The sequence below is a fragment of the Bacillus sp. FSL M7-0307 genome, from assembly GCF_038627835.1.
GTDB classification, from domain to species: Bacteria; Bacillota; Bacilli; order Bacillales; family Bacillaceae; genus Bacillus; species Bacillus altitudinis.
The window spans coordinates 721,830-747,470 of sequence record NZ_CP152023.1; the positions used below are offsets into that span (position 1 = coordinate 721,830).

A 25,641-nucleotide genomic window follows, 5' to 3' on the forward strand; every position below is an offset into this window, starting at 1 on the left:
CTTGCTCTAGTCTATGGAAAAGCTGCCCGGTATATACTTATAGAGATACATGAAAGGGGAGAAGTGCATGCTGCCTACACGCATTCAGATTACCCATATGAAAACGAATACGATTGGTACAGGGTCCTCGATGACATTCGGTTCAACGATCGTACGAAATCACTGCTCGACGATCAAAAGAAACAATGGTTTTGGTGAACAAAATGCCGATAGCGTGATCACGATCTTGCCGATTGAAACGATTGATGATCGTGATCTAATAGACGCAGTCAGTATCAATATTCGTCATCTATGATAATCGCAGTTGCTTTTCCTTCATCTTTTTGCAGGCGAATGTATAGCACGCCGTCTTTAAAGGCCGCATTCATTTGACCAAGAATCATATCTGGGAGCCGAATTTTTCTTTCAAACGGACCATACTTTCCTTGTTTTTGGCGAAAATCCTGTTCGTTAAAAAAGGAAAAACGCTGTCCTTTTACAACCAAATATTCACCATATGACAGCACCTGAACATCTTCCTTCCGGTAGCCAGGCAGATAAATTAAGTACTGAAATTCAGTAGGGGTTTCCACAATGTCGACTGGTGGAAACGATGCATCTGTTCCTCGCTGATCTTGCTGCGAGAATGTAAATGGAGACGGACCATTTGCCATAAAGGGAGATCTTTGCTCATCATCGAATATCATTTTCCAAAAATCATCTCCATGCATTTGCTGGGCAATGTCCATCCACTGCTTCATTTTTTCGAAGTCCATGTGAAGACCTCCTGTTAACATACTTGATGGGTGCTCGCATATACCTATAAAAAGGAGGTTTATCTGTGGTTCAACCAACTCCGTATATCAATATTAATATTTTCATGTTAAAAATTAATTCCTTTGAAAATGCGTCGGCGGTGAATGTCGGACAAAATTTGTTAGCAGAGTGGCAAAACTCAGATAAAAAAAATCAGGGGTACGGACAGAATTTTGGAGATGCTAGCGGTTTTGTCGGAACAAAGAGCCATGTAGATGATCGAGATCAAGTGGACTCACCTGCCTCTTTTTCGCCAGCAGCTAAACCTATTCCAAGGAAGTGATGTGTGATGTTATTCTCACCCTCAGTCGTCAATGTCGGTGCTTTTAAAATCAATGCAATGGATCGGGGGGCATCACTGACGCTAGGACCTTATCAGCAGATCGATTATTTTCTCTCGATGAAATTGAACCAAGGTTTTGGTGAGGACAATGGAGATTGTTCACCGCTTGTCATTCCGATTTCAAGCGTACTCGATCCAGATATGGTGGACTCGAATTCAGTGAAAAACAGTGTGATTTAAACAAAAAAGAGACCGGGATTCCCCGTGTCTCTTTTCTATTGTGTTTGATTCAGATGGCTTTTTCGTCTTGCATAGGTAAAATACACAACGACACCAATGGCTACCCAGATGAGGAAGGCTCGCCATGTCTCCCATTTCAGTGTGGCAGCCAATATCATACAAATGACCGCACTAATGATGGGAAGGACAGGGACAAAGGGTACTTTAAACGCTGTCTTCATATTCGGATGTTTTTTCCGGAGTATGATTACAGCGATCGAGATCACCGTAAAGGCCGCAAGTGTACCGATGCTGACTAAATTAGCAAGTGTTGATAAGTTGACGAAACCAACGATACATGCCGCAACAGCGCCTGTCAGCCAAGTGTTGGCAACCGGTGTCTTCGATTTTGGATGAACGTTTGAAAAGATTTTTGGCATGAGTCCATCTCGGCTCATAGCAAAGGTTAAACGCACCTGAGCGTAGACAAGTGCAATTAACACGGTCGTAATCCCGATAATAGCGCCTGCCGATATAATACCAGCGACACTATTCAAGCCAACCACTTGAAGCGCAAAAGCGACAGGGTCACTGACATTCAGCTTCGTGTAGTGAACCATGCCTGTTAAGACAAATGAAACCCCGATGTATAAAATCGTACAAACGCCGAGCGCACCGATGATTCCAATTGGCATCGCTTTTTGCGGATTTTTGACTTCTTCTGATGCATTAGCGATTGCATCAAATCCAAGGTAAGCAAAAAAGACAGTTGCCGCTCCAGCAATCACGCCATGGAAGCCCATTGGCATAAAAGGTGTCCAATTTTCAGGTTTAACGTAAGCAAAGCCTGAAATGATAAAGAGGAGGACAATGGCAATTTTGATGAGCACAATGATGTTATTCAGCTTTGTGCTCTCTTTTACGCCTCTTGAGACAATAAAGGTAATGAGTAAAATAATGAGTGCGCCTGGCAGGTTAAAGATGGCCCCATCAGCGGCTCCGGGTGCAGCCGATAAAGCCTTCGGTATGTGCAGACCAAATCCACTGAGCAGTGATTGAAAATAGGATGACCATCCGCTTGCCACAGCAGAGAGCGCAACAACATATTCAAGCATTAAATCCCAGCCCATTAAAAAGGCGAGGAATTCTCCAAGTGTTGCGTAAGAATACGTATAGACACTTCCTGACACTGGAATGGACGAGGAAAATTCAGCGTAGCAAAAAGCAGCAAGGGCGCATGCGATCGCAGCCAAAATAAAAGATATAATAATCGCAGGTCCCGCATCTTTCGCAGCCGCAACCCCCGTTATCACAAAAATTCCAGTCCCGACCACACAGCCAATGCCAAGCAAGATTAAATCAAATGTATTCAAAGAACGGCTCAGCCGCTTCGTTTGACTTTCAAGCATGAGCTGATCGAGAGACTTTTTTCTAAATAAAGAACTCATGTTGACCTCCTAATGGATAAATCTTTTCGTAAGACGAATGTTAGTATATGCGTAAATGACAATTTAGTCAATTGGTTGAAAAACGCTTTAAATCACTAAAGTGTTAAATGTCACATTAGTCTAATGTGTATCAAAAGACATCCGCCGTCATTGACAGGCGGATGTGATAACAGGAGATTTACGTTTCTTCAGCAAATATTTTTTCATTGTACAGCACACTAGGATGGGTTGGGTAATGGGCTGAGGATGCAAGATGATGGGTTTTGGCTTGAGCCAAATCACCGAGCTGATAATAACAATAGCAAAGCTGAAGGTGAGGATACCATGTTTTATATTGTGTCAGTGTAAAGGCTGTTTCGATTTCAGGTGCCTTCAGTGCCTGCTCATACCAATAGATGGCCGCTTTGTATTTATTTTGTGCTTTGAAATGATCCCCAATCCGGCAGCAAAATTCTGGACGGGGCTGATCATATAAGAAGGATCGCAATAAGGAGGATAGGGCGGCTTCCTCAAAACCGACTGCATAATAGCAGTCAGCTAAATTTTGGCATGTGCGAATTTCATCCTCAATCCAGCATTGTTTTGTGGCTAAAAATTTGTGATAAAAGCGAATCGCCTTCACATGCTGCTTGTTATCTCGTAATTCATTGGCGAAGTAAAAGAGGTCACGAGGTGTCATCTCTTCGCCTTTTGCAAGCATGTTTTCATAAATGCGCAGATTGCGTCCAGGCTCTCCAGCGGTTGTTTTCTTACGCTTTTGATGGGTGACGGCGATATCAGCGGGAAAAATGTTGCCATACACTTGAAGGAATTCATGAACGGCACCATACCACTGAAAGTTCAAGGCACGCTTGACGAGCCGATTTCTTCTATATTTAAAATTCACCTGACCGTCTTCACTAAATCCAACGTGGTAAAACATCGAGACAGCATCTACTGCGGGATCAAGCGTCTGTTTGAGCTGAAGCAGTTTTTGCTGATCCTCTTCAAGCAGGACATCGTCGGCATCCAGCCATAAGATATACTCTTTTGTTGCATGGGAAAAAGCGAAATTGCGTGCTTTTGCAAAATGCTGGACCCATTCAAAGTCGAGTACCTTTGCTGAAAAGGAGTGAGCAATGTCCTTTGTTTGATCCGTTGATCCTGTATCAACAATGATCATCTCATCTACAATGTCTTGAACAGAAGACAGGCAGTCAGCCAAAACCTCCTCTTCATTTTTCACAATCATACATAAACTAATGGTTATCATCTTTAGATCACCTCTTCATAGTGTATCGAGCATCAAAAGGAAACATTCTTTTCAGCAGCGGGTTTTTTTAAAACTAGTTTTCTGCTACTGGCTGATTTAAAATAAAGGAAGAATCTATGTAAGGGCTGATAAAATGAGTTTATTGAATGTAGAAGGATTATATAAAACCTATGGCGAAAAAACGCTGTTTGATCATATCTCTTTTCATATAGAACCAAAGGAACGCATCGGGTTAATTGGACCTAATGGAACAGGGAAGTCAACGCTTTTAAAAGTCATTGCAGGACTTGAATCATTTGAGGAAGGCGACATTACAAAGGCAGGGACACTTGATATCGAATTTCTTGAGCAAGATCCTGAAATGAGCGGAGATGAAACGATTCTCGACTATATTTTTTCAGGAACAGCACCAATGATTCAAACGATGAAAGCCTATGAACAGGCGCTGGCTGATTTAGAGCATGATCCACAAAACGAGGCAAAACAAGAAGCGCTTATGCGTATGCAAAATAAAATGGATCAGGACGACGCATGGGATGCGAACCTTTCGGCGAAAACGATTTTGACAAAGCTTGGTGTCAAAGATGTGAGCCGTTCTGTTCATGCGTTATCAGGCGGACAGAAAAAGCGTGTGGCGATCGCCAAAAACTTAATCCAGCCTGCGGGTTTGCTGATTTTAGATGAGCCGACAAACCATCTAGACAACGCAACCATTGAATGGCTTGAAGGATATTTGAGTCAATACAGCGGGGCTGTCATTCTTGTAACCCATGATCGTTATTTCTTAAACCGCGTCGCTAATCGGATTTATGAATTAAATCAGGGGCAGCTTTACACATATAAAGGAAATTATGAAGTCTTTTTAGAAAAAAGAGCGGAACGAGAAGCAGAAGCTCAAGTAAAAGAAACGAAACGTCAAAACCTGCTTAGACGTGAGCTTGCATGGCTGAGAAGAGGGGCAAAGGCTAGAACGACAAAGCAAAAAGCACGTATCGGCAGAGTGGAAGAGCTGAAGGATCAAAAGGGACCTGATGCAAAAGGAGAGCTTGATTTTGCGATCGGTTCTCACCGGCTTGGAAAACAAGTGATTGAGGCAGAAGAGATCAGCATCACATTTGCTGGTCAAACCCTTGTGGATCAGTTCAGCGATTTAGTCGTGCCAGGTGATCGCATCGGATTTATCGGACCGAATGGAGTGGGCAAAACGACTTTACTCAATTGCCTGGCGGGTAAAATAGAACCGACGAACGGACAATTGACCATTGGACAAACAGTCCGCATTGGCTATTACACGCAGGACCATAATGAAATGAATGAAGAGCTGAATATCATTGATTACATCAAAGAAACAGCTGAAATTGTCAAAACGGCAGATGGCGTCATTGTGACAGCAGAGCAGATGTTGGAGAGATTTTTATTCCCTAGATCCATGCAGCGCACGTTTATCCGCAAGCTGTCAGGGGGAGAGCGCCGCAGATTGTATTTATTGAAGGTATTGATGGAAGAGCCGAATGTTCTCTTTTTAGATGAGCCGACGAATGATCTTGATACAGAGACGCTCAGCATTTTAGAGGATTATTTGGAGCAGTTCCCAGGCGTAGTCATCACCGTGTCACATGATCGTTATTTCTTAGACCGAGTCGTCCATCGTCTGCTTGTGTTTGAAGGAAATGGACGCATTTCACACTTCCAGGGTGCTTACAGCGATTACATGGAGCAAGAAAAAGAACAGAAGCGGACAGAGACAAAACCAGCTGAAAAACAAGTAGAAGCTGCACCGAAAAAGAGGAAAAAACTATCCTATAAGGACCAGCTTGAATGGGATGGGATTGAAGATCGGATACAAGCACTAGAGGACAAACACCAGCAGCTCGAAGCCAGCATTGCTGAGGCTGGCAGTGATTTTGGGAAAATTCAAGAGCTGATGGACAAGCAAAAAGCCGTCGCTGAAGAATTAGAACAAGCGATGGATCGCTGGACAGAACTGTCGCTGATGATTGAGGAATTAGAAAGTAATGAAAAATAAAGGTTGGCAAAAAAACTGTAGAGACAATCTACAGTTTTTTTTGATAAGAACATTTGGCATAAGCATCGTGCTGATGAATGGATTCTTCATTTCGACACTCAATTTGAAAGCCTTTAATCCAGTTTTGTTCATATAGCTCTGCTGCAATTAACCTCGCAACATCCTCTACAAAACGTGGATTTTCATAGGCCTCTTCTGTCACTTGTTTTTCATCTGGTCTTTTGAGTACAGGGTAAAGGGGCGCACTCGCATTAGACTCGATGATCTGCAGTAGATCTGCTTTCATGTCGTCAGGGAGTTGACCTTGTTCAAACAGCTCTACCTGAATAGATACAGTGCCACGCTGATTATGTGCGCCGTATTCACTGATTTCTTTTGAACAAGGACATAACGTTGTCACTTGAGCAGTGCAGCCAATATGACAAATCCATCCGTTTTCTTCATGAAAGTGGATGACATATTGCACGTCTGCATGCATCAAACCGGACTTTCCGCTGATGGGACTCTTTTTTTCCATGTACCACGGAAAGGAAACTTGAATCGAGGCGGATGGCTGATTCATTTGCTTGGCAAGCTGTTCCGTCAATTCTTTTAAGGAATCCACATCAACCGGCTTTCCGCTCTCATAAAAGGAGTGAAGCTGCTCGGTGAGACGGCTCATATGAATGCCTTTTTGATGAGCTGGCAAATATGTACTCAACGTAAAATCAGCGGAAGAGGTTTGCTGCTGTGGAGCCGTTTTAGACAAAATATGTACAGGGTACGACACACGGCAAAGTCCGACCTGTTCCAGATCAAAATAAAAGTCCTGTTCGGTTTGTTGGATGTCTATCATGTCCTCTTTTTGACAAGGTTTTGTTCTAGCGCTTGGCGGGACAGAACCGAATTGGGCGTGTCGTTCTTTTTTGGATGGAAATGAACGCATATGGTACCTCCTTTAAAACGTAATGATTCCTATTTATTTTGCATCAAACCACAATAGAAATCAAGTGATTAAACATTAACGTTTACGTTAAGGTTATAAAAGTGTATAATAAAACATGAATTGATGAGCAGGAGGCACTGGCGATGGAATGGATGAAAATTGATCAAGTGGCGAAAAGAAGCGGTCTGACGAAACGAACCATTCGTTTCTATGAAGAGATTGGTTTATTACCAGCACCAAAGCGGACAGAGGGCGGTGTCAGACTTTACTCAGAGGACGACATGGAAGAACTGGAGAAAGTGATGCAGGCCAAAGAAGTACTTGGCTTTTCTTTACAAGAGCTTCAGTCGTTTATGGAAATAGGAAAACAGCTTGAGCTGAATAAAGAAGGCTACCTGTTATCTCTTGACCCGAAGGAACGATTAGAGAAGCTGTTAGATATTGATGCGCAGCTGACTGTGCAGCATCAATTGATTACAAAAAAGCTAGAAACGATTCAATCCTTTAAAAAGGATCTTGAAACGATGAAAGAAAGAGCGGCTCATGCCATTGAGCAATTACAAAAATAAACACCTCAGCGTGTTTATTTCAGCGTGTAGACAAACCCTCGCATTCTTTGTCAGTCCTGCGTGCCGGTGCTCACGAATGACAAATTCGCTCCGCGCCAGTACTCGTCCTTCCTAGACTGCAAAGGTTTTCTATCACGCTGAAAAAGAAGACAAAGGGCTAAAATAAAGTTCATTTTAGCCCTTTGTCAACAAAATAAAATAAACACCTCAGCGTGTTTATTTTATTTTGTTAAACAACTGTAGGAAAGGTTCTGATGGAATGAAGGAAGAAGAAGTATTAAAACAGCGTACGAGTCTGCTTAGACAGCCGAAGGCCGTCTGGGCGGTGGCCTTTGCATGTGTGATTTCATTTATGGGGATAGGACTTGTGGACCCGATTTTGCCAGCCATTGCATCACAATTACAAGCATCTCCAAGTCAGGTGTCTCTTTTATTTACGAGCTATTTGCTTGTCACCGGCTTTGTGATGTTTTTTACCGGTTTTATTTCTAGTCGTATTGGTGCCAAATGGACGTTATTATTAGGACTCATCTTTATTATTGTCTTTTCTGCTTTAGGCGGTACTTCTTCAACCATTAATGAATTAATTGGTTTTAGAGGCGGATGGGGCATTGGGAATGCCTTATTTATTTCAACGGCATTATCAGTAATTGTCGGTGTGTCTGTTGGAGGAAGTGCGAAAGCCATCATCTTATATGAGGCGGCACTAGGTCTTGGGATTTCTGTTGGGCCGCTCCTTGGCGGTGAGCTTGGAACGATCTCTTGGCGCGGGCCATTCTTTGGTGTGGCAGTGTTAATGCTCGTTGCTCTTTTAGCCATTACCTTTATGCTTCCACCTATGCAAAAGCCGCAGAAAAAGGTGAAATTATTTGAAGCTGTTGGAGCCTTGAAATATAAGGGGCTTTTAACGATGGCATCTGCTGCTTTCTTATATAACTTTGGATTCTTTGTTCTTCTAGCTTATTCGCCATTTGTGCTTCATCTTGATGAGCATGGTCTTGGTTATGTCTTTTTTGGATGGGGATTATTTTTGGCTGTGACATCTGTCTTCTCAGCGCCGGTCATTCATCGCAAATTGGGTACATTAACAGCTCTTGTTGTTCTCTTTGCTTCGTTTGCTGTGATTTTATTCGGCATTGGAATATGGACATCACATGTGGTCGTGGTCATTTGCGGTATTGTGATTGCTGGGGGAATTCTAGGCATGATCAATACGGTGCTTACGACGGCTGTGATGGGATCAGCTCCTGTTGAGCGTTCAATTGCATCATCCTCATACAGTGCTGTACGATTTATTGGTGGTGCGATTGCGCCTTGGATTGCGGGAGTTCTCGCTGAAACTTACACAGCAAGCACCCCTTATTATGTAGGGGCGGCAGTTGTTCTCTTAGGCATGGTCATCCTGCTAATTGGCCGGAAACATCTCATCAATATTCAAGCAGGTCATTAAATAGAAAAAGCCTTATATCTGCATGAGATATAAGGCTTTTTTGTGATTATAATACTTTGGTCGTCCAAGATTCGCAATTCCAAGTTTCAGTGGCCACATCTTGATAAAATTCAGGTTCGTGGGAAATCAATAGGACGCTGCCTTTATATTCTTTTAACGCGCGCTTTAATTCTTCTTTTGCATCGACATCCAAGTGGTTTGTCGGCTCATCGAGAACAAGCAAATTGGTTTCTTCGTTAATGAGCTTGCAAAGGCGGACCTTCGCTTTTTCACCACCACTTAAAACAGACACACGGCTTTCAATATGTTTTGTCGTTAAACCGCATTTGGCAAGGGCAGCTCTGACTTCATATTGTGTGTACGATGGGAAGGTGCTCCACACCTCTTCGATACAAGTGTTGCTGTTTTGCTCTTTTACTTCTTGTTCAAAGTAGCCAATATGCAGGAATTCTCCGCGTTCCACCTCACCAGAAATGGGGGAGATTTCTCCAAGCAGGCTTCGGAGCAGTGTCGTTTTTCCGATACCGTTGGCACCGTATAACGCAATTTTCTGCCCGCGTTCCATTTTTAAATTCAATGGACGAGAGAGCGGTTCGTCATACCCAATGACTAAATCCTTCGTTTCAAAAATTAATTTCCCTGATGTACGTGCAGGTTTAAAGTGGAATTCTGGTTTTGGTTTTTCTGCCGCTAATTCAATCATGTCCATCTTATCGAGTTTCTTTTGACGAGACATCGCCATATTTCGAGTGCTGACACGTGCTTTGTTTCTCGCGACAAAATCCTTTAATTCAGCCACTTCTTGCTGCTGCCTTTTATACGCTGCCTCTAGTTGCTGCTTTTTCACTTCGTACACTTGTTTAAATTGATCATAATCACCAACGTATCGCGTGAGTTCTTGATTTTCGACATGATAAATCAAGTTAATGACACTGTTTAGGAACGGAATATCATGTGAAATGAGGATAAACGCATTTTCATATTCCTGCAAATAGCGCTTCAGCCACTCAATATGCTGTTCATCTAAATAGTTGGTCGGCTCGTCAAGAAGAAGAATTTCAGGCTTCTCTAACAGCAATTTCGCAAGCAGTACTTTTGTACGCTGTCCGCCGCTCAGCTCTGTCACATCACGATCCAGCCCGAGATCTGTTAACCCAAGACCTCTTGCAATTTCCTCTACCTTGGAATCAATAATATAAAAATCATTGTTCGTCAGGGCATCCTGAATGACGCCTACTTCTTCTAAAAGCTTTTCTAGCTCATCAGGATCTGCTTCACCCATTTTTTCGTAAATGTCATTCATTGCGGCTTCCATTGAGAATAAATAATGGAATGCATCTTGAAGGGCTTCACGAATGGTTCTTCCTTTTTCAAGCACGGTATGCTGATCGAGGTAGCCGACACGGACATTTTTTGCCCATTCGACTTTTCCTGCATCTGGCTCAAGCTTGCCAGTAATAATATTCATAAACGTTGACTTTCCTTCACCGTTGGCGCCGATCAAGCCGACATGCTCGCCTTTTAATAACCGGAAGGAGACTTCGTGGAAAATGGCTCTGTCGCCAAAGCCATGACTTAAATCTTTAACAGATAATATCATTTTTTACACCTCAAATAGATTCAAAACGGCTAGTGCCTCTCATGATTATATCGAACTGTCCGGCTCGATAAAAGCATCAAAAGAAAAATTGCGTTTCAAAGCTGATTTTGAGATACTTAAGGATAGATTGAATGAGGATAAAGGAGATCAACATGACGGAAAATTGGGCATTTTTTAAAGAAGCAAAGCCATTTATTCAAAAGAACTTTGAAGCGGCTGGCTTTGAGAAACCAACAGCGATACAAGAACAAACAGCAGAGTGGATTACGGAAAAACGCGATGTGATCGCAGAATCACCGACTGGAACAGGGAAGACCCTTGCGTATGTTCTGCCGCTTTTAAATAAAATTGATGTGACTATCAAACACCCGCAAGTCTTAATCTTGGCACCTTCAAGAGAGCTTGTGATGCAAATTTTTGATGTCGTGCAAGAATTCAAACAAGGTTCAGACATCAAAGCTATTTCCTTAATAGGCGGGGCAAACATCAAGAAGCAGCAGGAAAAGCTAAAAAAACACCCGAATATCGTGGTGGCGACACCGGGTCGCGTACAAGAGTTAATCAAAATCAAGAAACTGAAAATGCATGAAGTGAAAACGATCGTGTTAGATGAGGCAGACCAGCTTCTTGTCCCAGAGCATATGAAAACGATCCAAGCGATCATTAAATCCACATTAAAAGAAAGACAAATCCTTTGTTTTTCTGCGACGTTGAAAGAGGAAACCGTTCAACTGATCAAAGACATCGCATCTGAGCCAAAAGTATTGAAAATTAGCAGAAGCCAAGAAGAAGCGCAGAAGGTAGGGCATTATTACCTGTTATGTGATCAGCGCGACAAGGTGAAATTACTGCAAAAGCTATCACGGCTTGAGGACATGCAGGCACTTGTCTTTGTGCGAGATATTACGAATTTGAGCATTTATGCAGAAAAATTAGCGTATCACCATGTCGACCTTGGTGTGCTTCACAGTGAAGCGAAAAAAGCAGAGCGTGCTGTCATCTTAAAGGCATTTGAACAGCGTGAATTCCCGCTCCTCCTTGCAACAGATATTGCAGCAAGAGGAATCGATATTGATGATCTGCCATATGTGATTCATGCAGATATGCCAAATGAAGAGGGCTACATCCACCGTTCAGGTAGAACCGGACGCGCAGGAAAAGAAGGCGCAGTCATCAGTCTTGTCACACCTCAAGAGCAATCAATGCTGAAAAAAATGGCGAAAAAGCTGAATCTTTCGCTTGAAGAAATTGTGTATAAGCAAGGCCAGCTGCACCTTGCGCCCAAGCAGGCATAAGAAAAGGACCCTCCATAATTGGCAGGGTCCTTTTTGTGTTATGAAATTTTGACAAGTTGTTTTCCGACATTTTCCCCTTTGAATAGTCCAAGGAATGCATCAGGAATGTTGTCAAAGCCTTCAATGATTGTTTCTTTATATGTGAGTTTGTCTTCTTTTACCCATTGTGCGAGATCTTTTGCTGCCTCTTCAAAACGATCAGAGTAGTTGGCAACAATGAAGCCCTGCATCAATGCACTTGTTTTAATGAGTTTTGTTTGCACACGAGGGCCAATGTCTTCGTTTGCACTAATGTTATAAGAAGAAATGGCACCGCAGACTGGAATACGTGCAAAACGGTTCAAATGATTCATTACAGCATCAGAGATGTCGCCGCCCACATTGTCAAAATACACATCGACACCGTTTGGACAGGCTTTTGCAATGGCATCATCTAAATCATTTGTTGTTTTATAATTAATGGTTTCATCAAAGCCGAGTTCTTTTAAATAAGCCAGTTTATCATCAGATCCGGCAATTCCAACGACGTGGGCACCTTTGATTTTAGCGATCTGTCCGACAACAGAACCAACGGCACCTGCGGCTCCAGAAATGACAACCGTTTCGCCTTCTTTTGGCTGACCAATCGCAAGAAGTCCAAAATAGGCGGTTTGTCCTGGCATGCCCAAAATCCCTAAGTAATAAGATAACGGCGCAATGGATGGATCAATTTTTGTCAGAGACTCTGCTTTGGCAGTAGAATATTCCTGCCAGCCAAGGAATCCAAGTACAAAATCACCTTTCTCAAATTGAGGAGATTTGGACTCGACGACTTCTCCGACCACACCACCCTGGATCACTTCATTGAGTTTAAACGGAGGTGTATAGGATTTTGTATCTTGCATTCTTCCTCTCATGTAAGGATCTACAGACACATATTTCGTTTGAATCAAGACTTCGCCATCTTGCGGCGTTGGTATATCAACTGTTTCAAAATGAAAAACATCTTTAGTAGGTAACCCTTTTGGACGTTTTGCTAATTGAATTTGTTTTTGTTGACTCATGTCAAATCCTCCCTTTCACTTGCAACCTAGATTTACATTAACATGATGCTTCTTTTCGTTCAAAACATACGGTCTTTTCCAAGCACATACAAAAAAGCAGCCACCATCTAAAAGAAGGGGACTACTTTTTTTGAAGAGAGACAGAAAGGAGCGGCGGGAGACAACCAAACAGTTGATACTCATCCGCATCACGTTCTTTTAACAAATATTCATTTGCATTTTGCATGGAGGCTTTCATCATATCGTGCGTCACAAAAGGAAAAAGGATATTTAAATATGAGGACAACAGGTCTTGTGGATCTTGTTCGATTGACTCGATATCTCCAATGTTAATAATAATAGAAAAGAGATAATCGATGCAGATGTGAAAGTGCTGTTCAGCAAACAAAGTAAGCGGCTTTGCTTTTGATTCTTCAGGATTCCATTTTTGAAAAAGCTGTTTCACCAAATCACTGACAACCCATGCATTAAACTGCTGCTCAGCTGAAAAATAATACATCAGCTCCACCCCATTTCTAGCCTCCAGTATAAGAATTGTACAACAAATGACAAGGAATGAATACGATTTTTCAGAAAATTTAGTCATTTTTACAGTCTTTTTGTCAAAAATAAGTCCATAGACGCATGAAGTTCACAGAGTAAAAATGGATGTGCTGGAGGAAGGTTTAATGACAAAAGTGACGGGTAAAAGATTCGTAAGACGTTAAAGGAGGAATAATAAATGAAACCTGTTGTAAGAGAGTATTCAAATGATGAAACACTTCAAAGAGATGTGGAGCAATTAAAACAACTCGGTGTTGCAAGAGAGGACATTTATGTTCTGTCCCATGACGATGATCGAACTGAGCGTATTGCAAGCAACGCAGATGCCAATACGATAGGTCCAAAAGAAGTTGGACTCAAGCATGCGGTTGGAAACATCTTTAGCAAAAAGGGAGATGAACTCCGCAATAAGATTCACGAAATTGGTTTCTCAAAAGAAGAAGCTGAGACATTTGAAGAACATTTAGACGAAGGGAAAGTTCTTCTCTTTGTGACTGACCATGAAAAAGTGAAAAATTGGGCATAAACGCCATCGTAAAAAAGCCTCTTACTTTTGTAAGGGGCTTTTTTTCATGCTGCGATAATTAAAAACTACCATCTGTCTTTTTCACTATAATAAGGAAGGTTAAAAAATTGGGATAAACAGTAAAATGTCTAATTGAAAATATAGAAATATCAAAGGATACCATCAAAAAAATGAAAAAAGTAGTGAAAATATCACAAAAAACCATTCGGGAAATAATTATGATATCTTTATTTTTATCTCAAAATGAAATAAAAATCTTGTGTAATTTAGTAGATAAATTTCTTAGTTCTATTGGTTTAAGTTATATTTTTGTGTAGAAATAAGTGTTTTAAGGTCAAAAAACCACGAAATATACCTGTATTTTCAATTAGAAAATCATTCTAATGTTTAGGAAATAATTTGTTGACAAAATAATCTAAAAACAATATATTTGGCTTAATCAAGTCATTATGGAAGTAGTTGTTAAATTTTTGATAGGTGGATTTCAGGATCTATTCTGTAAATGATGATGCATTAAGACCTAAGGGAGAGCGCTTCTGAGGCAGAGCGATACTGAAGAAATATCTATTAGACAAAAAGAAATGAATGATAGATAGCTTAGAATGGTAGATTCGTTTTTCTACTATGCCTATTTCTCAATGATATGATTCAGGGTATTCAGAGGATCATCATAAAGAAAACGCTTTCTAAACGCTGTTAAGGAGGTGAACCCATATGAAGAAAATGTATAACAAACTAAGGCGCTGTAACAGTTGAATGGCTGGGGTTGTATGTGAAGATGAGTGCTGAAAAAGAAGAGTGACATGTGGGATGCTTCTCTCCTTTTTCAGAAAACAGATTTCCTAAAAAATCCATCTTTCATTTTATCATAAGGCTTTTTGCTTGAAAACCACCTTTGTTAGGAAAGGTGATTGTGAATTGAAGGAGGTCACGTGATGAAAAAGGCTTTGTATCATGAAGACAGCGGGTTGTATTTAGAGAAAATGCGCATGGCTTTTCAAGAACACTATGAGCAAAGAACAGATATGTGGTCCACTGATCCATCATTAACAGACGCTGCTGTGATGTCTCTCAAGGCATGGCGTTCCAGGGAAAAGGATGCACTTGCTTCTGTGCTGGATATCGGATGCGGGAATGGACGGGCTCTTGAACATTTACAAGGACTGTCGGCATATACCGGCATTGACCTTTATGAGCATGAGGAATGGCAAGGATTGAAGAAGAGAAAAGAGGTTCCTGTCCATTTTTATCATCAAGATTTTATGTCCTGGTCAATTGATCAAGGGCGCGAGCTGACGTTTGATTTGATTTTAGATCATGGCTGCTTTCACCATCAGCACCCTGATGACCATGAACGATACTTAAAGCAGATTTCCTCGCTGCTTCATGAAGGTGGTGTCTTTTCCCTTGTTGTATGGGGAGAAGAGTGGAAAACAGGCTTAATCGGAGAAGATGGACGCTTCCATTTTTCATTCTCAGATACTCAGCTTGGAGAAAAGATTTGTACGTCAGGACTTGAGCTCGTTTCGATTACACCATTACAAGCGAAGGCTGGGATCAGCCAGCATCATGTCATTGCTGTCAAAATCTAGTGCAAAGGAGGATAAACGCGATGTTTGATGTGATGGTTCTTGGTGCATACCTAGGTGGGTGTCATGCTTCAATCAATGTAGCTGAATTGAAGTACGGACTATTCATCCAATCAAAGGGCACTACCGGATGACGTGCATTTGAAGGACCAGAGCTTCTAGTAAAGGAGAAAGCAGCTCGAAGCTAGCAGAGATATTCTCTTAGAGAAAGAGCATGTCAGTTTCCATTCAAGAATCATCAAATGGTGTTGCTCTCTTACAGAGAATACAGCGTATGAAGCTCGATTTCTGCTCCTTTGTACTGGACAAGTGACAGTCTAAAAAGTGACCAGCTCTGCTGAAGAGTCTTTTATGAAAGGTACTGATGGATGATTGGCATCGCACATCTATTCAGCCAGTATGACAGGAAATTTCTCCTGAGCCATGATTCTAGCTGGAACCGGTGCTCAGGATGCAAAGGGAGTGCATACACATATTCATCACGCCATCACTGCGCTGAGAGAGTTCAATGGGGTGCAGTGATGAATAGGGGGAGACAAATGAACAAGTTTGTAGCTGAACTACAATCAATGATTCATCATTTTACATTTCAAGAAAAACACTATTTGCTCGTGGGGCCAGTGAACCTGCCGATCTCTATTGAACATGAAGAAGTGCAGTTTACATGGTATGCCTTTGCGTCTGTAGAAGCTGATACAACGCCAACGGTTGAGTCTATTGTACAAATGAGTACCGAGCAGCAAACATTTTCCTCTTGTCTCCTTTTTGGCGACTTTGAAAATGAAGTGCCGCCGCTTGTGCGAATTCATAGTGTCTGCCAAACAGGGGATGTGTTTGGGTCACTGAAATGTGATTGCGGTCCACAGCTTGCATCATCGTTAAAAAAAATCACCGATTATGGAAAAGGCATGCTTGTGTATATGGCCAATCAAGAAGGGCGCTCTATTGGGCTGATGGCCAAAGCCTTCACGTATAAATTACAGGAAATGAAACTGGATACATTTGAGGCGAACAGGTTGATCGGCTGCGGAGATGATGATCGGCATTACGAGGAAGCAGCGGCTGTTTTGCACTATTTAAACAAAGGGAAACCATTGCATCTCTTAACCAATAATCCAGATAAAGTTGATTCCATTGCTGCTTACGGTCTTCCGGTTTTACGGTTTGATCATACGGTAGAAGCCTCTCTCTATAATGAAGCATATTTAAAGGCAAAAGCAGCATCAGGGCATATGGTCGATGAGAAGAAATTAATTAATCAGTAGATGAGTTTATTTAAAGAAGGCGGGAGAAAAGCGTGAAACCTGATATCAATTGGATTCAAATCCCAAGCGGCTATGCGACGATTGGAAGTAATGAAGAAGATATGAAAAAGGCATCAGAATTTTGGAAGGACAAACTTCTCAATCCAGCCTATGGCCGTGAGAAAAAATTTCAAAAATGGCTGTACAAAGAATTTCCATCTTATCAGCCGTATATGAGCGAATTTTTCATCTCAGATACGGTCGTCACCAATGAATGGTATCAAAGCTATTGCGACGAGACAGGAAAGCCTTATCCAGAGAGCTTGACGAACCTAGAACTTGGCGGGGGAAAAGACCATCCAGCTTGGGGCATGGACATCGAGGAAGCTTTCTCATTTTGTCAGTGGCTGAGCAGGAAGCTTGGATATGAGGTATCGATCCCTACTGAGGAAGAATGGGAATATGCTGCCAGGGGCAATACGAGACATCAATATCCTTGGGGAGATGAGTTTGATCCCTCTTACTGTAATACGCACGAATCAAATATTGAAAAAACGACACCTGTCCGTCATTACGAAAAAGGAAGATCTCTATTTGGACTATATGATATGGGTGGCAATGTCGAAGAATGGGTCAACACCAAGTATCACATATATGAAGGCGGGATTGAGGTTGTAGATGATTTAACCGAGACACTCGGCAGTGATTACTACATTTTAAAAGGTGGCTCCTTCGCAAGAGGCGGAGATTTATGCAGAGTCGCAAGAAGACACGGGAAACACCCAGACCCTGTTTTTCGATTTACTGGTTTTCGTGTAGTTACTCGTCAAAAACAACATATAAAGGTGGGAGTGTAAAACCATGCATAGAGGACCGATTACATCCGTTTTATCAACTCAGCATGACCAAATTGTCTACACAGGTGGCTATGACCGCTGTATTTATAAATGGGACCGTGCCACGGGAGAAGGAACATTCATTGGCAGTCACGAGCATATCATCAACTCTTTATCCCTTTCGGAAAATGGAACGTATTTAGCGAGTGCATCGTCAGACTATACCATTCAATTATATGATACTGGCACACATACAAGAATTCGTACGCTATATGGTCATGCGGATGATGTGGAAGCTGTCGCATTTGCAAAGCAGGATACGCTTCTTGTATCGGTGTCCAGAGACAGAAGATGCTTAGTTTGGGATATTGAAACGGGAGCCATTTTAAGAGAATTTCATGGACATAGCAAGGATGTATTAGCTGTATGGATTCATGAGGATAAAGCTTATACAACTGGTGACGATGGCTATGTCCTTGTATGGCTCTATGAAACAGGAGAAATTGTAGGTGAAATTGGCCCGTTTGATTATGAGCTGGATACCATCAGCGGCAGCAATCAAAAAGAAGTATTCGCCCTTGGTAGAGACGATGGCACGGTCATCATTTATGATGCCGCTACATTACAGGAGAAAAAAATCATTAAAGCTCATTTACAAGGTGTGAAACGTGTAAACTTTTCGCCGAGCGGTAACTACTTGCTCACAGCGGGATATGACCATTTAATTAAGCTCTGGAATTATGAAACAGGTGATTTAATTGATACGCTGCTGCCTCATAAATATCAATGGGAGCGCTCGCTTGTTTGGACAGAAGATGAGCAGGCTATTTTAGGAGCCAGCTTTGGGAAAACGTATTGTGAATGGTCCATTCAAGAAGGAAAAGTGATCTCTGATGAGCAGGAATTGGCGACACCTTCTATTAATGATATTGCGTTGACTGAAGCGGGTGATATTATCACTGCATCAGATGACGGAAAATTCAGAAAAAATGGAATCGAAATAGCAAAATCAACAGGTGTTCTCACAAATGGAGTGGCTGTTGCACGGGATGGAAGCTATTATGCATGGGGCGATCATGCGAGTCAGGTGCATATTGTACACGAGTCATTGCAGCAAATGGTTTCTTTTGATCTCAACACAGGTCCTGTCAATAGTGTGTATTTCCATGAGGAGGATCGTCAATTTTATATCGGCACTTATGGCGGTTATGTGCATGTCATTTCGACTGAACACTTAAAGGAAATCGGCCGTTCTAAAGCACATGATTGCGCGGTCAAAGCATTAAAGGTAGAAGGAGATCATATCATCACAGCGGCAGTTGAAGGAACCATCTGTCTTCTCGATAAAAAGAGTTTGTCCTTAACAGCAGAATATATCGGGGCGACAGAGCTGTTAAATGACGTATTTATTGATAGCAAAAGAGATCGTATTGCCATTGTCAGCCGTGATAAAAACGTCCGATTGTTTGATTTGCATACAGGCAGAATTTTAAATCAGCACAACGAGCATCAATATTCCATTAAATCCATCACTGTGACAGACTCTGGCTATATTGTGAGCGGAGACTATTGGGGATATATTGTGGTCTGGAATCCAGAGCTAGATGTCAATACAGGTCCGATTCGAATTGCTAAGAATGGTATTAGTGCCATTAGGCAACTAGGAAATGATGTGTATGCAAGTTCATATGACGGTGGTATTTATCATATTCGAGAAGATGGCACACATACGGAAGTACTGCGCTTATTTGAACAATTTCCGAAAGAAGTAATCTCTCATTAAGAAAAAGAATGTAAGCGGGGGATTCTCATGATAAGTGTTTGCAAGGAACATATGAAAAAAGGTCTGACTGTACTCAATTGTCCGCATGTGCTCCTCATTAATAAATATGAATGTCGCAAATGCTGTTTTTGTAAACAACGAGCATCATATAAACTGTTTTATTCCTTGCCTTACTATGATCGATCTGAAAAGAAACGGCTTGAGAAAGTATAGCACATGAGAATAGAACTCCTTCATTTTCTGAAGGAGTTCTTTCCCTTGAGAGAAGAAAGGAGTCCGAGATGAAAGACGATGTTTTTTATATGAAACTAGCGATTGCCAACGCGAAGGCGATGAAAGGACAAACCTCACCCAATCCGCTTGTTGGTGCAGTAATTGTTCAGAGCGGTGAGATCGTTGGGATTGGTGCGCACATGAAGGCTGGCGAACCGCATGCTGAAATTCATGCACTGCGAATGGCAGGAGAAAAGGCGAAGGGAGCTGATATGTATGTGACACTCGAACCTTGTACACATCACGGAAAAACAGGCCCTTGCACCGAAGCGATCATTAGCAGTGGTGTGAAGAAAGTGTTGATTGCCACCCAAGATCCAAATCCGGTTGTTGCAGGTAAAGGAATTGCCTTTTTGAAAAAGGCTGGAATTGAAGTGGAGCAAGGTATATGTAAACAGGAAGCAGATCGTTTAAATGCTCCTTTTTTTCATTTGATGCAAACGAACCTTCCTTATGTCATCTTAAAATCAGCTATTTCGATAGATGGGAAAATTGCCACGGCTGATCAAGAAAGCAAATGGATCACTGGAATAGAAGCGAGAACAGAAGTGCAGCGCTTACGTCAAGAAGCAGATGCGGTGCTGACAGGAGTGGAAACGATTATTCAAGATGATGCCGGCTTAATTGTAAAGGATTCATTCAACCATCAGCCCATTCGTGTTATTTTAGATTCAACATTAAGGATACCGCTTCATGCCAAATGCTTAACAGATCATAGGGCAGAAACCATGATTTGTACATCACAAAATTATGATCATCAAAAGTATCAACAGTTGATACAAAAAGGTCATCAAGTATTTGTCACGAGCGGAGAACACCGGACAGATCTTCAGGATGTGTTACACATGTTGAAGAAGCGTTCTGTGATGTCAGTGCTTGTAGAGGCAGGGGGCAGTGTGAGTGCATCATTTTTAGAAGCATCCCTTGTGAACGAAGCTGTTATCTATATGGCACCTTTGTTGATTGGAGGGAAAGATGCACCTACTTTTTTTGAAGGAGAAGGTGTGAAAAAACTAAAAAAGGCGATCCGTCCAGCGGATATTGAATATAGTATGGTAGGAAAAGATTTAAAAATGACGATGACATTTTAACGATGGAGAGAGGTCCTTGCACGTAGAGTGCAAGGCCTTTCAAATTTTTTAATAAAAATAAAATTGTACATACACCTTTATCGATCATGATGAATACGATGGATTGGGGTGATTCTATGAGAAAATGTAGACAATGCGGAAAGATATACCCAACTCATTCGACAGACCACTACCAAAAAGGAAGCTGGTATGATGCGTATAAGGATGATGGCTGGGAATGTGATAGTTGTAAGAAAGGTAAATCAGACAAACCAAGGAAACCAGTAAAAAATCCATGCTGCGGAAAAGATCCTTGTGTGTGTGTCATTCAAGGACCGCCAGGGGGAAGAGGAAGGAGAGGCCCAGCAGGTCCAGTGGGTCCAGTAGGCCCAGCGGGCCCAGCGGGTCCAGCAGGAGCAACGGGCGCAACAGGCGCCACCGGTGTAGGCTTAACCGGTATCGTGGCATTTGATCCAGCGGATGCCCCAACCTATCCAGAAGGTCAAGTGGTGACATTTGATGGAAGTACGTATGTGGCGAATACAGCTTCACCAACAGGTACGCCAGGTACGTCTCCAGATTATACATTGTTAGCAGCTGCGGGAGATACGGGTGCCACAGGAGCAACAGGAACCGGAGCCACCGGTGCTACTGGAGATACAGGTGCTACCGGAGCGACAGGAGCCACCGGAGATACGGGTGCCACAGGAGCAACAGGAACCGGAGCGACCGGCGCTACTGGAGATACAGGCGCCACCGGAGCGACAGGAGATACGGGTGCCACGGGAGCAACAGGAACCGGAGCGACAGGAGCCACCGGAGATACAGGCGCCACCGGAGCGACAGGAGCCACCGGAGATACGGGTGCCACGGGAGCAACAGGAACCGGAGCGACCGGCGCTACTGGAGATACAGGTGCTACCGGAGCGACAGGAGCCACCGGAGATACGGGTGCCACAGGAGCAACAGGAACCGGAGCGACAGGAGCCACCGGAGATACCGGCGCAACTGGAGCGACAGGAGCCACCGGAGATACGGGTGCCACGGGAGCAACAGGAACCGGAGCGACCGGCGCTACTGGAGATACAGGTGCTACCGGAGCGACAGGAGCCACCGGAGATACGGGTGCCACAGGAGCAACAGGAACCGGAGCGACAGGAGCCACAGGAGATACCGGCGCAACTGGAGCGACAGGAGCCACCGGAGATACGGGTGCCACGGGAGCAACAGGAACCGGAGCCACAGGAGCGACAGGAGATACAGGTGCTACCGGAGCGACAGGAGCCACCGGAGATACGGGTGCCACGGGAGCAACAGGAACCGGAGCGACCGGCGCTACTGGAGATACAGGCGCCACCGGAGCGACAGGAGCCACCGGAGATACAGGCGCCACCGGAGCGACAGGTGCAACGGGAGATACGGGAGCGACCGGAGTAACAGGAGCAACAGGAGATACAGGAGCGACCGGAGTAACCGGAGCCACGGGTGCAACAGGAGATACGGGAGCGACCGGAGTAACAGGAGCCACGGGTGCAACAGGAGATACAGGAGCGACCGGAGCCACGGGTGCAACAGGAGATACGGGAGCGACCGGAGTAACAGGAGCCACGGGTGCAACAGGAGATACAGGAGCGACAGGAGCAATCGGAGCGACAGGTGCAACAGGAGATACGGGAGCGACTGGAGTAACAGGAGCCACGGGTGCAACGGGAGATACAGGAGCGACAGGAGCAATCGGAGTGACAGGAGATACGGGAGCGACCGGAGTAACCGGAGCCACAGGTGTAACCGGAGCGACAGGTGCAACAGGAGATACGGGAGCGACTGGAGTAACCGGAGCCACAGGTGTAACGGGAGATACGGGAGCGACTGGAGTAACCGGAGCCACGGGTGCAACGGGAGATACGGGAGCGACTGGAGTAACCGGAGCTACAGGTGCAACAGGAGATACGGGAGCGACTGGAGTAACCGGAGCCACTGGCGCTACTGGAGATACGGGAGCGACCGGAGTAACCGGAGCCACTGGCGCTACTGGAGATACGGGAGCGACTGGAGTAACTGGAGTAACCGGAGCCACTGGCGCTACCGGAGACACGGGAGCGACCGGAGTAACCGGAGCCACAGGTGTAACGGGAGATACAGGAGCGACCGGAGTAACCGGAGCCACAGGTGTAACGGGAGACACGGGAGCGACCGGAGTAACCGGAGCTACAGGTGCAACAGGAGATACGGGAGCGACTGGAGTAACCGGAGCCACAGGTGCAACGGGAGATACCGGAGCAACCGGAGTAGGGTTAGCTGGTATTTTGGCATTTGACCCAGCAACAGCTCCAACCTATCCAGTAGGTCAAGTGGTGACATATGAAGGTGGAACTTATGTCGTAAATACAGCACCACCAACCGGCACACCAGATACGTCGCCAGATTATACGTTATTGGCAGCCGCAGGTGTGACAGGCGCCACGGGAGCAACCGGTGCCACCGGAGATACAGGTCCAACAGGAGCAACCGGAGTCACAGGCGCCACAGGAGTCACAGGAGATACGGGTGCAACAGGGGCTACAGGAACAGGAGCCACGGGCGCAACCGGTGCAACGGGAGCCACAGGAGCAACAGGATCGAGTGCGATTATCCCATTTGCATCAGGTTTACCTGTCGCTTTAACAACCATCGCTGGCGGTTTGGTCGGGACATCTAGCTTGGTAGGATTCGGTAACTCAGCCACTGGTGTCAGTATCGTAGGTGGAATCATTGATTTAACCGGAGCCGCAGGAACATTGTTAAACATGGCGTTCTCAGTTCCGAGAGCAGGAACCATTACGTCATTTGCGGGCTATTTTAGTACGACAGCAGCCCTTTCTCTAGTTGGCACAAATATTACTGTGACGGCTAGTCTGTTTGCTTCACCAACACCAGATAACAGCTTCACTCAAGTAGCGAGCGTTACATTGGCACCGGCATTAACCGGTATTTTAACGATAGGTGCTATTTCAAACGGTATCGCTACTGGTTTAAGTGTACCAGTTACACCAGAAACAAGATTGCTTGTCGTATTCTCGGCAACAGCTACTGGTCTTTCCTTAGTGAATACCGTAGCAGGCTATGCGAGTGCTGGTTTATCCATCACGTAATAGGCACACAGGGATGACTCAATACTGAGTCATCCTTTTTTTATCTGTGTGAATTTTCTCTTAACTTCGTGAGAAAAAATGATATGATTTTCTTAGAGTCTATTCGGGTGAATCTACTGAATTAGGGGTTGTGGCGGTGAGGATGGGCAAAAGGAAAGTCACTTTACAAACAAAAATTTTGGGGTTAATTATTGGTCTTTTGCTTGTTGTTATTGCCTTATTGACCATTTGTTTTGGTTTTTTGCAGACATCAGATAGGCAGAGCCAAGCTGAACAGCTGGCGGTGCAAACTGCTAGAACGATATCTTATATGCCGCCCATTAAAACATCGGTGGCCACGGGAGATTCGCAAAATGAAGAACAGGCTGTGCTTGAGCAAATGAAGGAGCAAGTAAGAGCGCATGCCATTTTTATCACCAATCAAAAAGGGAAGGTTCTTTTTCATACGAACCATGAGGATGTAGGGAAAACCATCAGTGTGTCGGAAGGAAGGAGTACCTTGCTTTTTGGAGGTACCTCCATATCGACGGGTGATTCTGATGGTGAAACCGTTGTCAGAGGCAGTGCCCCGATTATGAAAGAAACAGGCAGTCATGAAGAAATTATTGGGACCGTCAGCGTCGAATTTTTAAAAAGAGATATCGACCAAGCGACAGCCCATCAACTCTTCAAATTAAGTTATATTGCCCTTCTTGTGCTCTTGCCTGGGGTATTTGGAGCCATTTTTTTAACAAGGAGTATTCGAAAAGATATATTAGGGCTTGAACCGCATGAAATTGCTTCATTATATCGAGAAAGAGAAGCGATGCTGCATGCGATTAAAGAGGGAATCATTGCATTTGACCGTAAAGGTGCCATTACGATGATGAATACGTCAGCTGAACAGATGCTACGCGTCTCTTCAACGCTGCCTCTTCATATTGATCAAGTGTTGCCAAATGCCAATCTTCTATCCTATCTAAAAGAAGAGATGATAGAACCTAACATAGAATCAGTCGTCAATGATAAAACCTTCGTGTTAAATGTCAAAAAAGTGGTGCAGGACAATCGAGTATTTGGAGGAATTGTGAGCTTTAGGGAGAAAACCGAGCTGACAAAGCTGCTGGATACATTGACAGAGGTCAGTCAATATTCAGAAGACTTGAGAGCACAAACACACGAATTTTCGAATAAGCTGTACGCTATTTTAGGCTTGCTTGAGTTGAAACAAGTGGATGAAGCCATTGAGTTAATTAAAGAAGAGTATACACTTCAAAATCGCCAGCATGATTTACTCATGAAGCAAATTCGCTCTCCGAAGATACAAGCCATTTTACTTGGGAAGTTAGGAAAGGCATCTGAGAAAAAGGTTCATTTTCACATTGATGAAAATAGTTCATTGGAGCCTCTCCCAGCCCATTTGAGTTTATCTCACTTTATCACCATCATTGGCAATCTCGTAGACAATGCGTTTGAGGCTGTATTGAATAAGGAGAAAAGAGAAGTCAGCTTGTTCATCACAGATATTGGATTTGATATTATCATAGAGGTATCTGATTCAGGGGACGGTGTAGATGAAGGAGCCATTTCACAACTTTTCACAAGAGGACATTCATCAAAGGGAGAAGGGCGAGGTTATGGACTTGCCAATGTCAAAGAAGTGCTAGATGAACTTGGGGGCTGGATTGAAGTTGCGAACCAAAAAGAAGGCGGTGCCATCTTCACTGTTTACATACCGAAAGGCACAAAGGGGGAATAGGTT

Annotated in this window: 22 protein-coding genes; 15 read left to right on the forward strand and 7 right to left on the reverse strand. The window is 43.6% G+C overall.

Going from position 1 to position 25,641, the window contains the following annotated elements; translation table 11 throughout:
• Positions 1-67: 67 nt before the first annotated feature.
• Positions 68-295, forward strand: a complete 228-nt coding sequence (locus MHI41_RS03590; RefSeq protein WP_142154338.1) for a hypothetical protein — start codon at positions 68-70, stop codon at positions 293-295.
• Here MHI41_RS03590 and MHI41_RS03595 read toward each other — a convergent pair.
• Entirely contained in the window at positions 276-755 is a 480-nt protein-coding gene (locus MHI41_RS03595; protein ID WP_008344182.1) for an Hsp20/alpha crystallin family protein, read from the reverse strand. The genes MHI41_RS03590 and MHI41_RS03595 overlap by 20 nt on opposite strands.
• Before the next feature lie 65 nt (positions 756-820).
• Here MHI41_RS03595 and MHI41_RS03600 point away from each other — a divergent pair, with 65 nt between their 5' ends.
• A complete protein-coding gene (locus tag MHI41_RS03600) occupies positions 821-1,078 on the forward strand; it encodes a hypothetical protein (protein WP_008344180.1) in 258 nt (85 codons plus the stop codon).
• Positions 1,079-1,084: 6 nt separating this feature from the next.
• Positions 1,085-1,318, forward strand: a complete 234-nt coding sequence (locus tag MHI41_RS03605; protein WP_008344178.1) for a hypothetical protein — start codon at positions 1,085-1,087, stop codon at positions 1,316-1,318.
• A gap of 35 nt (positions 1,319-1,353) precedes the next feature.
• Here MHI41_RS03605 and MHI41_RS03610 read toward each other — a convergent pair whose 3' ends face one another.
• Entirely contained in the window at positions 1,354-2,745 is a 1,392-nt protein-coding gene (locus MHI41_RS03610) for an amino acid permease (protein ID WP_008344176.1), read from the reverse strand.
• 178 nt (positions 2,746-2,923) lie between these two features.
• Positions 2,924-3,997 (reverse strand): glycosyltransferase family 2 protein, encoded by a 1,074-nt coding sequence (locus MHI41_RS03615; protein WP_113747753.1) that lies wholly within the window; start codon positions 3,995-3,997, stop codon positions 2,924-2,926.
• Between the two features lie 133 nt (positions 3,998-4,130).
• On the opposite strand from MHI41_RS03615, the gene MHI41_RS03620 reads away from it, so the two are divergent.
• Positions 4,131-6,023 (forward strand): ABC-F family ATP-binding cassette domain-containing protein, encoded by a 1,893-nt coding sequence (locus tag MHI41_RS03620; RefSeq protein ID WP_008344172.1) that lies wholly within the window; start codon positions 4,131-4,133, stop codon positions 6,021-6,023.
• Positions 6,024-6,051: 28 nt separating this feature from the next.
• On the opposite strand, the gene folE2 is transcribed toward MHI41_RS03620, so the two are convergent.
• A complete protein-coding gene (gene folE2, locus MHI41_RS03625) occupies positions 6,052-6,948 on the reverse strand; it encodes a GTP cyclohydrolase FolE2 (RefSeq protein ID WP_008344170.1) in 897 nt (298 codons plus the stop codon).
• A gap of 143 nt (positions 6,949-7,091) precedes the next feature.
• Here folE2 and MHI41_RS03630 point away from each other — a divergent pair, with 143 nt between their 5' ends.
• Both MHI41_RS03630 and MHI41_RS03635 read left to right on the forward strand, forming a co-directional pair.
• On the forward strand, positions 7,092-7,517 hold the full coding sequence (locus tag MHI41_RS03630) for a MerR family transcriptional regulator (protein WP_236810283.1): 426 nt from the start codon (positions 7,092-7,094) through the stop codon (positions 7,515-7,517).
• Between the two features lie 259 nt (positions 7,518-7,776).
• Positions 7,777-8,967: an MFS transporter gene (locus tag MHI41_RS03635; RefSeq protein WP_342494566.1), complete on the forward strand. Its 1,191-nt coding sequence runs from the start codon at positions 7,777-7,779 to the stop codon at positions 8,965-8,967.
• 46 nt (positions 8,968-9,013) lie between these two features.
• On the opposite strand, the gene MHI41_RS03640 is transcribed toward MHI41_RS03635, so the two are convergent.
• On the reverse strand, positions 9,014-10,567 hold the full coding sequence (locus MHI41_RS03640) for an ABC-F family ATP-binding cassette domain-containing protein (RefSeq protein ID WP_282833984.1): 1,554 nt from the start codon (positions 10,565-10,567) through the stop codon (positions 9,014-9,016).
• Positions 10,568-10,719: 152 nt separating this feature from the next.
• On the opposite strand from MHI41_RS03640, the gene MHI41_RS03645 reads away from it, so the two are divergent.
• Positions 10,720-11,862 carry a DEAD/DEAH box helicase gene (locus MHI41_RS03645; RefSeq protein ID WP_342494567.1) on the forward strand — a complete coding sequence of 381 codons (1,143 nt, stop codon included), beginning with the start codon at positions 10,720-10,722 and terminating at the stop codon, positions 11,860-11,862.
• A 38-nt stretch (positions 11,863-11,900) separates the two neighbouring features.
• Here the strand turns inward: MHI41_RS03645 and MHI41_RS03650 are convergent, their stop codons facing one another.
• Together MHI41_RS03650 and MHI41_RS03655 are read right to left on the reverse strand one after the other, a co-directional pair.
• Positions 11,901-12,905 carry an NADP-dependent oxidoreductase gene (locus MHI41_RS03650; protein WP_282833986.1) on the reverse strand — a complete coding sequence of 335 codons (1,005 nt, stop codon included), beginning with the start codon at positions 12,903-12,905 and terminating at the stop codon, positions 11,901-11,903.
• 121 nt (positions 12,906-13,026) lie between these two features.
• Positions 13,027-13,404: a YfmB family protein gene (locus tag MHI41_RS03655; protein WP_017366799.1), complete on the reverse strand. Its 378-nt coding sequence runs from the start codon at positions 13,402-13,404 to the stop codon at positions 13,027-13,029.
• A gap of 222 nt (positions 13,405-13,626) precedes the next feature.
• Here MHI41_RS03655 and MHI41_RS03660 point away from each other — a divergent pair, with 222 nt between their 5' ends.
• The 8 genes from MHI41_RS03660 (at position 13,627) to MHI41_RS03695 (ending at position 25,638) form a co-directional block, all read left to right on the forward strand.
• The gene (locus tag MHI41_RS03660; RefSeq protein WP_007496775.1) at positions 13,627-13,974 is read left to right on the forward strand and encodes a general stress protein; all 348 of its coding nucleotides are present in this window, start codon (positions 13,627-13,629) and stop codon (positions 13,972-13,974) included.
• A 935-nt stretch (positions 13,975-14,909) separates the two neighbouring features.
• Positions 14,910-15,566 (forward strand): methyltransferase domain-containing protein, encoded by a 657-nt coding sequence (locus MHI41_RS03665; protein ID WP_019743853.1) that lies wholly within the window; start codon positions 14,910-14,912, stop codon positions 15,564-15,566.
• Positions 15,567-16,102: 536 nt separating this feature from the next.
• Positions 16,103-16,828 carry a GTP cyclohydrolase II gene (locus MHI41_RS03670; RefSeq protein ID WP_017360404.1) on the forward strand — a complete coding sequence of 242 codons (726 nt, stop codon included), beginning with the start codon at positions 16,103-16,105 and terminating at the stop codon, positions 16,826-16,828.
• Between the two features lie 32 nt (positions 16,829-16,860).
• Entirely contained in the window at positions 16,861-17,664 is an 804-nt protein-coding gene (locus MHI41_RS03675) for an SUMF1/EgtB/PvdO family nonheme iron enzyme (protein ID WP_342494568.1), read from the forward strand.
• Positions 17,665-17,668: 4 nt separating this feature from the next.
• Positions 17,669-19,426: a WD40 repeat domain-containing protein gene (locus MHI41_RS03680; protein WP_008343181.1), complete on the forward strand. Its 1,758-nt coding sequence runs from the start codon at positions 17,669-17,671 to the stop codon at positions 19,424-19,426.
• Between the two features lie 281 nt (positions 19,427-19,707).
• On the forward strand, positions 19,708-20,790 hold the full coding sequence (gene ribD / locus MHI41_RS03685) for a bifunctional diaminohydroxyphosphoribosylaminopyrimidine deaminase/5-amino-6-(5-phosphoribosylamino)uracil reductase RibD (RefSeq protein WP_216895724.1): 1,083 nt from the start codon (positions 19,708-19,710) through the stop codon (positions 20,788-20,790).
• A 116-nt stretch (positions 20,791-20,906) separates the two neighbouring features.
• Positions 20,907-23,900: an exosporium glycoprotein BclB-related protein gene (locus MHI41_RS03690; protein WP_342494569.1), complete on the forward strand. Its 2,994-nt coding sequence runs from the start codon at positions 20,907-20,909 to the stop codon at positions 23,898-23,900.
• A 142-nt stretch (positions 23,901-24,042) separates the two neighbouring features.
• A complete protein-coding gene (locus tag MHI41_RS03695) occupies positions 24,043-25,638 on the forward strand; it encodes a sensor histidine kinase (protein WP_017366802.1) in 1,596 nt (531 codons plus the stop codon).
• Positions 25,639-25,641 lie beyond the last annotated feature (3 nt).